This window comes from Stenotrophomonas sp. SMYL89 (assembly GCF_036319985.1).
GTDB classification, from domain to species: domain Bacteria; phylum Pseudomonadota; class Gammaproteobacteria; order Xanthomonadales; family Xanthomonadaceae; genus Stenotrophomonas; species Stenotrophomonas maltophilia_Q.
This window is the reverse complement of record NZ_JAWIRW010000012.1, coordinates 112,037-125,053: the sequence shown is the minus strand read 5'-3', so window position 1 is coordinate 125,053 and position 13,017 is coordinate 112,037. Positions and strand designations below refer to the sequence as shown.

The following is a 13,017-nucleotide window of genomic DNA, read 5'->3' as shown; positions in this document are numbered from 1 at the left end:
GGGTTGGCAGGACCGTTGGCGCCATGGATGGCGCCATCGAGCCCCCTGGGACGGGTTTACGGCGTGTCCTGCCAACCCACACCGCCCCGCCATCCCTCAGTAAAACCCGCTGTTGCTGTTGCTGTTGCTGTTGCTCCAGCTCCGGCCTCTGCGGGTGCCGGGCGCAGCCCGGCCATAAACCCCTTACTTCTTCGCGCGCGGCTGGTTCAGCGGTTCCATCGCGCGGAAGCGCTGGCTGTACTCGTCGGTCAGCGTGCGTGCTTCCTGCCCGTTGCGCACGATGCTCGGGGTCAGCAGTACGATCACTTCCGAACGACGGCTGGTGCGCGTCTTCTGCCCGAACAGGGCGCCCACCACCGGAATCCGGCTCAGGCCGGGAATGCCGCTGCTGCCATCGGTCGCCGAATCGGTGATCAGGCCGGCCAGCATGATGGTGTCGCCGCTCTGCACCGCCGCTTCGGTCGACAGCTTCTTGGTGGAGATGCGCGGGTTGCAGTTGCGCTCGGTCGGGTTGCAGTTCTCCGGCACCTCGGAGGCGCTGCTCACTTCCTGCACGATGTCCAGGAACACCGTGCCGTCGCGGGTCACGCGCGGGCGCACCTTCAGGATCACGCCAGTATCGATGTACTGCACGGAGCTGTAGGTACCAGTGCCCAGGCCGGTGTTCACCGTGGTGGTGTTGATCGGTACCTTGTCACCCACGTTGAGTGTGGCCTCCGCGTTGTTGCGCACGAACACCGAGGGAGTCTGCAGCAGGCGTACGTCGGTGACCTTGTCCAGCGCGCTCACCACCGCCGCGCCGTTGTGGCCGGTGAACGCCCAGCCCAGGCCTTCGCCACCGGTCACTGCACCGGCGAAGCTGCTCCAGGAACCGCCAGCGGCGGCAGGCAGGGTCACGCCGCCCAGGGCGCCGGTCAGCTTCTGCCCGAGCACGGCATTGTCGAAGAACCAGTTGACGCCGTACTTCAGGTCTCCGGTCAGCGCGACTTCGGCCACCTGCGCTTCGATGTGCACCTGCAACGGCATCACATCCAGCTTCTCGATCACTTCCCGGATCGAGCGCCAGGCCTGCGGGGTCGAGCGCACCAGCAGGGTGTTGGTTTCCTCCACCGCCGACACGCCCACGCGGTCGCCTTCCACTTCCAGGCTGACGCTGACGTTGCCGGACTGGCGCTGCGGCAGGTTCATGCTGCCGCTGTTGCCGCTGCCGGAGCTGCTGCCCGGGGTCGAACCGAAGCTGCTGCTGTTGTTGCTGTCCATGCCGCGCTCGCCGTCGCTGCCCAGCTGCGATGGAATCGCGCCGGGCGCCAGCGATGCGGGGCTGGAGCCGCCACGATTGCCGCTGCTGGCGAAGGCTTCGCTGAGGCGCTCGGCCAGGTCGCGCGCCTTGATGTAACGCAGCTCGTAGGAGAACAGGCGGGCGCTGCCACCGGCGGTATCGATACGGTCCAGCCACTGCTGGATCTGGTCCAGGTAACGCACCTGCGGGGTGATCACCAGCACCGCGTTGGCGTTTTCCAGCGGCAGGAAACGGAACATGCCGGCGCTGGGGGTCTTGCTCTCCTCGCCGAACACCTTCTCCAGATCGGCAGCGACCTGCTCGGCCTTGCCCGACTGGATCGGGAACACGCCCACCGACATGCCCGACAGCCAGTCGACGTCGAAGATCTCGACGGTGCGCATGTAGTTTTCCAGCTCGGCGCGGGTGCCACCGAGGGTGATCACGTTGCGGCCACTGTCGACGTTGACGATGGCGTTGGGCCGCGCATACGGCTCCAGCACCTTCTTCATTTCCGTGGCGGAGATGAACTGCAGCGGGATCACCCGCACTTCGAAGCCACGTGCGCTGGCCGCCGGTGCGGTACTCGGCGCGACGGTGCCGGCCAGGGCCTGGTCGGCGGCGACGATGTTGTAGCGGCCGCCGCTGTAGACCATGCGGGCGTTGTTCCAGCCCAGCACCATTTCCAGCAGGTTCAACGCCTGTGCCGGCGACACCGGCTTGGGCGTGGCCAGGGTGACCGTTCCCTGCACGCCCGGTGCGATCACGTAGTTCTGGCCCAGCATGTCACCCAGGATGGCTTTGACCACCGCATGCACAGACTCGCCTTCGAAGTTGAAGGTGGCCTCGCCAGTGCTGGCGCCATGCAACGCCGGTGCCGGTGCGCGTGCGGCTTCGCGGTTGATCATGGTACCGGTACCGCGGCGGATCACGGCCTGTGGAGCCCCCTGGGCGTCACGGGCGGCATCGGCGGCGACCTCGGCCGCCTGGCCGGCCTCGGCAGTGGGCGACAGGTTGCCCTTGCGTTGCACATGCGGCGCGGACACGGTGCTGCAGCCAACCAGCAGCGCGAGGGCAAAGGACCAGGGAAGAAAACGCAGGCTCATGCATTCACTCTATCGGTTGGTGCCATCGCCCGGGGGCGGCGACGGTTGTTGCTGCTGTTGTTGCTGCAGCTGGCGGCGACGGGCCTGGATGCGTTCGCGGATGGCCTGCATCTGCGCTTCGCTGGGGCCGTTGTTGTTGGCAGGCGGTGCCGCGGCGGCGGCTGGTGGCACGCTGCTGGCGGGCTGCGGCTGCGCGGTTGCGGTTGCAGCAGCCGGAGGTGGGGATGGCATCGGCGGTGCGCCCGCCGGCGGCGGCACAACGACCGCACCCGCCGGCGGCGCGCCATTGGCACCCCGCAGTACGGTGGGTGGCTCGCCGCCCTGGCCGTTGAACACGGCCAGTTCCAGCACCTGGCTGCCACTTGGGCCGATCACCGTGGCCTGGCGCGGCGCCAGCCCCACCAGTTGCCAGCCGTCCACCGCTTCGCCATTGAGGCGCAGCCGCAGCGAACGATTCTGTTCGGTGGTGAAGGTGGCCATGCCGAAGTCCCCGGTCAGCAGCACGCCGGTCAAGCGCAGCGCGGCGCTGGCGGCAGGCTCGCTTCCACCGAGCAGGTAGGGCTTCGGCGTGCGGTCCTCAGCGAAAAGTGGACGCTCACCGATCGCGCTGTAGCTGTCGGCGCTGGGCATGCGTTCTGCGGCCAACGGCGGCAGCACCGGCAGCAAAGGCGCCGCATCGGCATCGCCGTCTGCAACGGGTAGCTGGCTGCCCAGACCGAAGCCGGTGGCCAACCAGACCGCCGCGGCCCAACCCGCCAGGGCCAGCAGGAAACCGGTGCGCAGGCTGATCTGCTCAAGTTTCATCAGCCACCTCCTGTCCCTCGGCCGGCGCAGCCGGTGCGGGGGCGGGGGCCGCCGAAGGCGGCTGCGGCGCGGACACCGGTTCGGCGGCAGGTGCCGGGGCACTGCCATCGGCAGCAGCGCCCGGCAGCAGGTAGCCCGCCAGCTCGAACGACACATCCAGGCCAAGCCCGGATTCATTCGGCGACTGCTGGAAGCGCTGCGCGATCAGGTTGAGATTGTCGACGAACAAGCGCGGGCTGCCGGTTTCCAGGCTGTGCAGCACCGTGGCCAGCTCGGCCACGCCACAGCGCAGGCGCACCTGCATGGCCACGCGCACGAACTCGGCGTCCCGGCGGTTGTCGGTGAGCGGCGTGCGGTTGCTGATGGTGCAGCTGCGGTTGCCCGGGCTGGCCATCGCCACCGCATCCTGCAGCTTGGCGCCAAGCGCAGCGGCAGCCGCTTCGGCGGTCGCTTCGCGCAGGAAGCCCGGCCGTTGCTGCAGGGCTTCCCGGGTGGCGCGCAGGCGCTGCTCGATCTGCGGCTTCTGCTGCAACTGTGCCTGCACCCGCGATTCGCGCTCGCGCAGTGCGGCCACATCGGCATCGATCTCGCGCAGCGGCTGGGTGAACCACGGGTGCACCAGCAGCAGATAGGCCAGGCCCAGCACTGCCAGCAGCAGTGCCAGTGCCAGCCAGCGGTCACGGCGTGCGCTTGGCATCGGCATCGGCCGCCTCCCGGGTCGGGGCCGCCGTCGGCAACGGCTGCAGTTCAGCGGTCAGGGTGAAGCGGTCGCGGCCGCTGGCGGCACCATCGGCCTGCAGCACGCCGGTCAGGTTCACCTTGCGCCACTGCGGCGCATCCTGCAGCAGCTGCACCAGCTGCGATGCCTCGCGGCTGAGCCCGATCAGCTGCAGGTTGTTGTTCTCGATGGCCAGTTTTTCCAGGTACGTCCCCTCCGGCAGGCGCCGGGTCAGTTCGTTCCAGATCTCCACCGTACCGGCGCGCTGGCCGCGCTGCTTTTCCAGGAACGCAGCACCGTCGATCAGCGCCTGCAGCTGCGCACGTTCGCTGGCCACGCCACGCGCACTGCGCGCGCTGCGCTCCACCTGGGCCCGCAGTTCGTCAGCTGCCGCGCGGCGGTTGTCGAGCAGCTGCAGGCCAGCCAGCACCAGCATCACCACCGCGGCCACCGCCAGCAGAAGGTTCCAGCGCCGCATCGGGTCGGCCTGCTGCTGACGCTGCGCGGGCGGCAGCAGGTTCACCTGCAGGATGTTGCCCTGCGCATCGATGGCATCGACACCGGACAGTACATCGGCCCATTGGCCCACATTGCTGCGCCAGGCCTCGAGCTGCCGCAACGGCCAAGCCACCAGTTCGACCTGCAGCTGGCCCTCGCCTGCCGCGCCACGTTCACGCACGTCATAGCTGACCTGGCTGGATTCGAACGGCGTCTGCCGGTCGATCTCGAAGCCGACCACCGCACGCAGGCGGTCAGCCGCCGCCACTGGCAGGCGCAGCTGCCGGCGCAGCACATCGGCGGCCGGCAGCAGCCACACCCGCGGCAAGCTGCGCAGGCGGGCTTCCAGCACGCGATCCAGTTCGGCCGGGGACAGCGGCCACGGCAGCCGTACCACCGGCTCGCGGCGCTCACCGGCCTCGCGCCAGACCTGGAGCTGGTCGCCTTCACGCTGCAGCAGCAGGCGTGCCTGCGCCCAGCCCAGCGCCCACTGCCAACGGGCCGGCACCCACGCCAGCAACGATTGCCGCCACCAGCGCAGGAAACGGCCGACGCCCGGGCCGATCCGGCCCTGTACCTGCCGCACACTGTCCTGCCAAGCCGTCATCTTGCTGTCATTCCCTGCTCCCAGCGAAGCACTGTGTAGGACCGCCCGGGAACCCCGCCCGAGCCATTGCGTACCACCGCCTGCAACACCGACCGGCGTCCACTGCCGTCGGTGACACGGGACTCGATACTATAGGTGCCACTGCTGCTGGCAAGGGTTGACGCACCCGCAGCGGAATCGGCATCACGCTCCTGCTGGGCACGCTGGGCCAGCACGGTATCGGCGTCCAGGCCCAATGCGGTCAACACCACCGCACTGGCGAACTGCGGATCCGGCCGCGCCTGGCGGCTGTACAGGGTCAGGTGCGGCAGCATCTTCTGATACAACGGCCCACGCATGCCGAGCACCCGCTGCAGCTCGCCAAGGGTCTCGAAACGCTTGTTGCGAGGGCCATAGGGCAGGCCTGCCGCAGCATAGTCGGGCGCTTCGGCACCACCGCCGGGCTGCAGCAGGCTGTCCTCGTCACGCCAGTCGACGATCGCGCCGGCCAGCTGGCGGGCCTGCATTTCGTCTTCACCCAGCGCCTTGAGGAAGGCGCTCAGCAGGGCCACGTCGGCCAGGTTCAGGTTGATCTTGCCGTTCTCGTCCAGCACCTTGATCTCGATGCTGGCGTCATCGAACTGCCAGCGATAGGCACGGCCATCGGCGCGCCAGGGCGCTCGCTGCGGATCGGCGGACAGGCGCGTCAGCGCGTACTCCAGTCCCGCCCGTGCACGCTCCTGGCCACGCGCATCATCGTCCAGCACCCGCTGCTGCAGATGCTCGACCCGCGCGCTCAACGCGAACGCCCCCACCAGCGCCGTCATCAGCGCGATCAGCCACAGCACCAGCACCAGTGCCGCGCCGCGTTCCCGGTTCACCGTGCACCTCCACTGCCGCCCGCGCGCGGAGCGACCACCAGTGCAGGCCAGGGGGCGCCCTTGGCGGGCACGATCTGGATCTCCACCAGCATCGGCAGGCGCCGGGTATCGTCCCAGCGCGGCATCCAGTCGGTGACCTGGCCGGTGCTGGCATCGATGCCGCGGTAGCGCAGCTGTACCGATTTGAGGTTCTCCACCAGCACCTCCGGCGGGCGCGGCGGATTCTCGGCAATGCGCTCGCCTTCCTGCAGCAGCACCAGGTCCAGCAGCAGGCGCTGCTGGCCGCTGCGGCCGTCCACCTGCAATGCATGCAGGTACGCCCCACCGCGGCCGAGATAACCGGGTAGATCAGCCGCGAACAGCATGCGTTGTTCTTCGCCCTGGAAGAAGATCGGTTCGCGGGTGGGATCAGGCACTTCCAGCGGCGTGCGCAGCGCACCCGCCAGTTGTCGCCGCAGCAAGGTCTCAACCGCACGCATGCGTTCGCTCTCGGCGGCAATCTGCTCGCCACGCTTGCTCACCGCCATCGCCGAGCGCACGCTGGCGAACGCCAACGCCAGGCCACCGGCCAACAGCACCGTGGCCAGCATCACTTCCACCAGGGTGAAGCCTGCGGCGCGTCGCTTCATCGCGCGCTCTCCAGGTCCGGTGGCAGCAGGCGCAGGCTGCGCCAGCGCAGTTGTTCGCGTTCGCTGTCGCCCCAGCGCACCTGAAGCTGCAGCTCGGCCAGCCAGGGAGCCCCCGGCGATTGCGCCTGTACCTGTGCCACGTTGCCGGCACGCGGCTCGACCCATGGTTGCACCTGCAGCTCCCAATGGTATCGGCCCTGTTCCCAGTCGCCCTGCTGGCTGCCGACCTGCAATGGCGAGGCGACACCGGCTTCGGCCAGCAACGACTGCGCATGCAGCACCGCACGCGTGCGCAGCTCGGCCTCGCGGACCTGTTTCGCGCCACCTGACAGGCTGCCCAGCAGCAGTGTCAGCGCAAGGCCCAGCAGGGCGAAGGCGATGATCACTTCCAGCAGGGTGAAACCACGCGCCCGCCGCTTCATGGCGCCTGCCACGGGCCGGAGCGGACCTCGCCGGTCAACCAGCCGACATCGATGCGCCATTCGGCGCCCTCACGCTGCAGCCGGATGCGGCCACCACTGGAGCCACCATCGGGATGGAACTCGATCACGCCCTGCCCCGGTGCGGTGGCCAGCTGCGCGGCGCCTTCGAACTGCACCTGCAGCTGCGCCGGGACGTCGCCCTGGCGCTGGTTCGCACCTTGCCAGTGGCGACGCGCCGGTTCGATCACGAAGCGCTGCGGTTCACCGCGCGCGATGGCCTGGGCGCGCACCATGCGCAGCTGGTTGGCGATGTCCTTGCCGGCGCTGCGCAGCTGCATGCCGGCAAAGCCGCGCGACAGACCCGCGGCGGTGATCAGGCCGATCGCGGCGATCAGCGCGATCACCAGCAGCATTTCCAGCAACGACAGGCCCGCTGCGCGCCTGTCGTGCAGGCGCGGGCGAGGCAGCCGGCGCGGCAGGAAATGCGTCATGCCCGGTTACGGCTGGTAGCGGATGTCAGCGTCGACACTGCTGCCACCGGCCTTGCCGTCCTTGCCCAGGCTGATCAGTTCATACGGCTGGCCTTCGCCCGGCGCGCGGTACTCCAGCGCGTGGCCCCACGGGTCATTCAGGTCGGCCGGCTTGGCGTACGGGCCCAGCCAGCCGCCGACACCGGCCGGTGCGGTCACCAGATCGTTGAGCGAGCCCGGCAGCTTGCCGGTATCGATCTGGTAGTTGTCGACCTTGGAGGCAACGGTCTGCACCTGGGCCTTGGCGATGTTCGCCTTGCCACGATCGGCGCCGCCCAGCACGCGGCTGGCGACCAGGGTCAGCACCGCGCCGATCAGCACGATGACGATGATGATCTCCAGCAGGCTCATGCCCGACTGGCTGCGCGCGGCGGTGAAGGAAAGGCGGATCGGTCGACGGGAAGCAATCATGGTCGGTCCTTTCAGTTGCGGAGTGTCGAGGTTGCGTAGGGAGCCATCATCAGCCGATGGCATTGGTCAGGTCGTACAACGGCACCAGCACGGCCACGATCACCGCACCGACCACCGAGGCCAGCACCAGGGTGATCGCCGGCACCATCGCCGCCAACAGGCGGTCGATGCGACGGGCGCTGTCCTGTTCAAACGTGTCGGCAGCTTTCAGCAGCATGGTATCGAGCGCGCCGGACTCCTCGCCGACCTGGATCATCTGCAGCGCCAGGCGCGGGAATCGCTTGCCACGTGACAGCGCCAGCGACAGGCCGGCACCGTTCTTCACTTCATCGGCGGCCGCTTCCACGTCAGCGGCAAGCGCGCGGTTGCCCAGCACGTTGCGTGCGATGCCCAGCGCCCCGAGCAGCGGCACGCCATTGCGCAGCAGGGTGCCCAGCGTGCGCGCCAGCCGTGCGGTTTCCAGTTCGCCCAGCAGGCGGCCGATGCCGCGACGCTGCAGCAGCCATCCATCCAGCGCCAGCCGGAACGCCGGCTGCCGTACCTTGCGTTCGAAGAACAGTGCCAGCACTGCAGGCACCACCAGCAGCAGCACCCACCAGTCGCGCACGAACAGGCCCAGCTGCAGCACCGCATTGGTGAACCACGGCAGCGCCACGTCCAGGCTTTCGTACATCTGCGCGAACTGTGGCACCACGTAACCGAGCAGGAACAGCAGCGCACCGCCCACCACCACCAGCAGGATGGCCGGATAGACCAGTGCGTTGATCACCTTGCCCTGCAGCGCGCGGCTGCGTTCGAGATAGTCGGCCAGCCGCTGCAGCGTCTCGTGCAGGCTGCCACCCGCCTCGCCGGCACGCACCATGTTCACGTACAGGCGCGAGAACAGGCCGTGCTGGCGCTCCAATGCGGTCGACAGCGGCGCACCACCGCGCACCACGTCGCGGATGTCGGTGATCGCGCGGCGCGAACGCTCGTCTTCCGGCAGGCCGAGCAGGATCGACAGCGCACGGTCAAGCGGCTGGCCGGCACCCAGCAGGGTCGCCAGCTGCTGGGTGAACTGCAGCAGCGCCGCACCCTGCAACGGGCGCTGGCGCAGCAGCGTGCGCCAGCTGCTGCCGCCGACCACGCCGCCATCGGCCAGCTGGGTCTCCATCGGCAGGTGGCCCTGATCCTGCAGGCGCGCGATCAGTTCGGCCTCGCTGCCTGCTTCCATCTGCCCGTCGAAGATCTCGCCGTGCGGATTGAGCGCCTTGTAGCGGTAGTTCGGCATGTCAGCCCCGGCGTCCTGCGCGCATCAGCTTTCCTCGGTCACGCGCAGCACTTCCTCGATGGTGGTCTGGCCGCTGAGCGCTTTGGCCAGGCCATCCTCGTACATGGTGCGCATGCCGGCTTCGCGGGCGATGCGTTCGATCTCGCCCATGCCATCGCGGCGCATCACCGCACGCCGCAGCGCGTCGTTCATTACCAGGAATTCCATGATGGTGGTGCGGCCCAGGTAGCCGGTCGGCGCCAGTGCCGAAGGCTTCGGGCGGTACAGGTGGATCGGCCCTTCCGGTTGCAGACGGCGCAGCTCGAAACGCTCGATCTCCTCCGGCGAGGCTTCATAGCGCTCGGCGTGCGTCGGTTCCAGCCGGCGCACCAGGCGCTGGGCCAGGATGCCGTTGATGGTGGAAGTGAGCAGATAGTCCTCCACACCCATGTCGAGCAGGCGGGTGATGCCGCCGGCCGCATTGTTGGTGTGCAGGGTGGACAGCACCAGGTGGCCGGTCAGCGCCGACTGGATCGCGATGCGCGCGGTTTCCAGGTCGCGCATTTCGCCGATCATGATGATGTCCGGGTCCTGGCGCACGATGCTGCGCAGTGCGTTGGCAAAGTCCAGGCCGATCTGCGGCTTGGCCTGGATCTGGTTGATGCCCTCGATCTGGTACTCGACCGGATCTTCCACCGTGATGATCTTGACGTCGGCGGTGTTGAGCTGGCTCAGCGCGGTGTACAGCGTGGTGGTCTTGCCCGAACCGGTCGGGCCGGTGACCAGCAGGATGCCGTGCGGTTGTTCCAGCACCTTGCGGAACTGCGGCAGGAACGCATCGGTAAAGCCGAGCCGATGGAAATCGAACACTACCGTTTCGCGGTCGAGCAGGCGCATCACCACGCTCTCGCCGTGCGCGGTCGGCACCGTGCTCACGCGCAGGTCCAGCTCTTTGCCCTGAACGCGCAGCATGATGCGCCCATCCTGCGGCAGGCGGCGCTCGGCGATGTTGAGGCGGGCCATGATCTTGATGCGGCTGATCACCGCGGCAGTGAGGTTGGCCGGCGGGCTTTCGCCCTCCACCAGCACGCCGTCGACGCGGTAACGCACCTTCAGCCGGCTCTCGAACGGCTCGACATGGATGTCCGAAGCGCGCAGCTCCACCGCACGCTGGATCACCAGGTTGACCAGGCGGATCACCGGCGCTTCCGAGGCAAGGTCGCGCAGGTGCTCGATATCGTCGACCGCGCCACCCTCGCCGTCTGCGGTTTCAACGATCGCGCCCATCGCGCTGCGGCCCTGGCCGAACCAGCGCTCGACCAGGTCATCGATCTCCGCACGCATGCCCAACACCGGCGTCACCGGTACGCCCAGCGCCAGCTGCACGGCCTGCTGCGGGTACGGATCGTGGGCGTCCGCCAGCCACAGCCGCACGCCCTGTTCATCCAGCGCCAGCGGGCATACATGGAACTGCTTGAGGAAACGAAGGGACAGCGGCAGGCCCTCGGCCAGGCCCTGGGGCGGTGAATCCGGCAATTGCTTGCCATCCAGCAGCGGCAGACCCAGCACCTCGGCGCTGGCCTGCGCCTGGTCACGTTCGGATACCAGCCCCAGCCGCACCAGCAGGCCGAGCAGGCTGCCGCCCGCCTCCGCGTGCAGCGGCCGAGCCCGTGCAAGATCGCCCTCCTTGAGGCGGCCACGCGCCAGCAACGCATCCAGGATGCGACCTTCGGCGTCGTCAGCGGCGGTTGCAGCAAGCGCGTTCACGTGACCCTCCTGTCAATCGGCTCGACTTTAGCAGTTACGCCGTGATTTCCGTCGCCCCGCCGCCCGCTTTCGTAAAAAGACGAAGCCCGTCACATGCGGGTGACGGGCTTCGGCCATTCAACTACCGCGATGCGCGCTTACTGCGTGGCGAGAATGCTCACGCCGCTGTATGCCGCTTCGCCCACCACCTTGATGTAGTAGGTGCCGGCAGTCGCTGCAGTTACGCGCACCGTTTCCGAGGTGCCCGGGCGGGTCGAGCGCGCATCGTTGTCGGTGGCACTCGGTTCACGGCCCTTGGCCAGGTACACCGATACGTTGCCGGTGCCGCCATAGGTGATGACGCTGAGCTGCTTGCCTGCCGCGGCCTCGAAGCTGTAAAGCACGCTGCTGCCGGCGGCACCACTCAACCCGCCGATGGCCACCTTGTTGGTCAGCGGCTTGGCCACCGGACCGCAGTTCTCGGTGCACGGCTCTTCCAGGGCCTTGTCCAGCGCGGCCTTGGCGTCGACGATGCCGGTGCCGATCGGGGTGGCGGACGGAATGCTGACCGGGAACGGACGTGCCGTTTCCTTCAGCAGGGTCCGCATGCCTGCCGGTGCGAGCGGGTCGCGGTTGGCGGCGATCAGCGCGCTCTGCACCAGCGCGGCGACGGCAGCCACATGCGGTGCCGCCATCGAGGTGCCGGCCTTGCCGCCCAGGGTGTAGCCCTCGGTGGAACCGGCTGCCGGCGGCGACGTCTTGCTGCTGGACACCGCCTGCCAGACATAGCCGTTCGGATTGCCGTCGGTGACGCCACCGCCCGGACCGGACAGATCGATGCGGGTACCGAAGTTGGAGTAGTAGGCCATGGCGCCGGTGATGCCGGTCGCGCCGACCGAGACCACGCCGTCGCAGTTGGCCGGGCGGGCGTTGGCGACATTCATCGAGTCGTTGCCGGCTGCCACCACCACCAGGGTACCGCGGTTGGTGGCACCGGTGATGGCCGCCTGGTAGGCCGGATCACAGCTGCCGGAGCCGCCCAGGCTCATGTTGATGATTTCGGCGGGATTCTGGTTGGCAGGGATGCCGGCCACGGTACCGCCCGAAGCCCAGGTGATGGCGTCGGTGATGTCCGACAGGGTGCCACCGCAGTAGCCGAGCACGCGTACCGGCAGCACCTTGGCCTTGTAGGCCAGGCCGGCGGTATGCAGGCCGTTGTTGGTGGCCTCGGCGATGGTGCCGGTCACATGGGTACCGTGCCAGCTGCTGTCACGTACCGGCGAACCGTCGTAGCAGGCGTTGGCAGTGGGCATCCAGTCACCGTAGTCGAGTGCACCCGGCACGCGGCCATCGGCGGCACGACGCGAGCGGCTGGCCTGGCTGATGAAGTCGTAGCCCTCCAGCAGGGTGCCGGCGGCAAAATCCGGGTGCTCGGGCAGGATGCCGGTATCGAGCACGGCCACCACGATGCCCTCGCCCTGCGAGACGTCCCATGCGGCCGGTGCGTTGACGCCGCCGACCGGGTTGTGGAAGTGCCAGTTGTGGCTCTGGTAGTACGGATCATTGGGCACGAAGTTGGGCGACGCATCGGACTTCGCGACGGCGTCAGCGCGCGGCGACGACGCGGCATCGATCGGATACATGACGGCGTCGGCCACCGCATATTCGACGGTCGGGTCAGCCTTCAGTTCGCCCAGCACCTTGTCCAGCTCGGCGCGCGCGATCCCTCCCTGCAGGCGGATCAGATCGGCACCGATGCCAAGCTTGCGGGCCACCTGCGGGCGCAGCGCGGCACTGCGCGCAGCCGCGCTGGTGCCTGCCGGCACGGCGCGCGCGATGGCCGAGTTGACCACGGCCAGCTTGGCGTTTGCATCGGCAGCTGCGGCGCTGCCAGCGCGGTACTTCACGATGATGCCATCAACCTGCTGCGTCTTCGGGCCGGACAACGGCGCATTTGCTTTCAGGTCGGCGGCCTGTGCCAGGCCAACACCGGTCAGCGACAGCACGGCGGCTGCCAACACATTGATGCGAAGGTTCTGCTTCTTGATCACGTCGAATTCCTCTTCTGGGTCATGGATCGAACCAACACTGCGGCCATCATTCCTTGACGACTCCCGGCCGGCCCAGCCGGGATTGCCGTGACCTCCCCCCAGGCCCT

Annotated in this window: 12 protein-coding genes; all 12 read right to left on the bottom strand. The window is 68.4% G+C overall.

Translation table 11 applies throughout. The features are described from left to right. Positions 1-183 precede the first annotated feature (183 nt). Complete coding sequence (gene gspD / locus V3B41_RS15400; RefSeq protein ID WP_049428809.1) at positions 184-2,385, bottom strand: type II secretion system secretin GspD; 2,202 nt, start codon at positions 2,383-2,385, stop codon at positions 184-186. Positions 2,386-2,394: 9 nt separating this feature from the next. Beyond that, positions 2,395-3,189 carry a hypothetical protein gene (locus V3B41_RS15395; RefSeq protein ID WP_049428808.1) on the bottom strand — a complete coding sequence of 265 codons (795 nt, stop codon included), beginning with the start codon at positions 3,187-3,189 and terminating at the stop codon, positions 2,395-2,397. Then, on the bottom strand, positions 3,179-3,886 hold the full coding sequence (gene gspM, locus V3B41_RS15390; protein ID WP_238378716.1) for a type II secretion system protein GspM: 708 nt from the start codon (positions 3,884-3,886) through the stop codon (positions 3,179-3,181). Before gspM ends, V3B41_RS15395 begins: the two co-directional genes overlap by 11 nt. Next, a complete protein-coding gene (locus V3B41_RS15385; RefSeq protein WP_049428804.1) occupies positions 3,867-5,012 on the bottom strand; it encodes a PilN domain-containing protein in 1,146 nt (381 codons plus the stop codon). Before V3B41_RS15385 ends, gspM begins: the two co-directional genes overlap by 20 nt. Next, on the bottom strand, positions 5,009-5,872 hold the full coding sequence (locus V3B41_RS15380) for a general secretion pathway protein GspK (protein ID WP_049428803.1): 864 nt from the start codon (positions 5,870-5,872) through the stop codon (positions 5,009-5,011). Before V3B41_RS15380 ends, V3B41_RS15385 begins: the two co-directional genes overlap by 4 nt. Continuing rightward, positions 5,869-6,501, bottom strand: a complete 633-nt coding sequence (locus V3B41_RS15375) for a type II secretion system protein J (RefSeq protein ID WP_329861659.1) — start codon at positions 6,499-6,501, stop codon at positions 5,869-5,871. Before V3B41_RS15375 ends, V3B41_RS15380 begins: the two co-directional genes overlap by 4 nt. Further along, positions 6,498-6,923 carry a prepilin-type N-terminal cleavage/methylation domain-containing protein gene (locus tag V3B41_RS15370; protein ID WP_049428798.1) on the bottom strand — a complete coding sequence of 142 codons (426 nt, stop codon included), beginning with the start codon at positions 6,921-6,923 and terminating at the stop codon, positions 6,498-6,500. The genes V3B41_RS15375 and V3B41_RS15370 overlap by 4 nt, the downstream gene beginning before the upstream one ends. Further along, the gene (locus V3B41_RS15365; RefSeq protein WP_049428797.1) at positions 6,920-7,414 is read right to left on the bottom strand and encodes a GspH/FimT family pseudopilin; all 495 of its coding nucleotides are present in this window, start codon (positions 7,412-7,414) and stop codon (positions 6,920-6,922) included. Before V3B41_RS15365 ends, V3B41_RS15370 begins: the two co-directional genes overlap by 4 nt. Positions 7,415-7,420: 6 nt before the next feature. After that, positions 7,421-7,864, bottom strand: a complete 444-nt coding sequence (gene gspG / locus V3B41_RS15360) for a type II secretion system major pseudopilin GspG (protein ID WP_049428795.1) — start codon at positions 7,862-7,864, stop codon at positions 7,421-7,423. A 49-nt stretch (positions 7,865-7,913) separates the two neighbouring features. After that, positions 7,914-9,134, bottom strand: a complete 1,221-nt coding sequence (locus V3B41_RS15355) for a type II secretion system F family protein (protein WP_049428794.1) — start codon at positions 9,132-9,134, stop codon at positions 7,914-7,916. Positions 9,135-9,158: 24 nt separating this feature from the next. Next, positions 9,159-10,880: a type II secretion system ATPase GspE gene (gspE, locus tag V3B41_RS15350; protein ID WP_049428792.1), complete on the bottom strand. Its 1,722-nt coding sequence runs from the start codon at positions 10,878-10,880 to the stop codon at positions 9,159-9,161. 137 nt (positions 10,881-11,017) lie between these two features. After that, positions 11,018-12,910: a S8 family serine peptidase gene (locus tag V3B41_RS15345; RefSeq protein ID WP_049428789.1), complete on the bottom strand. Its 1,893-nt coding sequence runs from the start codon at positions 12,908-12,910 to the stop codon at positions 11,018-11,020. Positions 12,911-13,017: the final 107 nt, after the last annotated feature.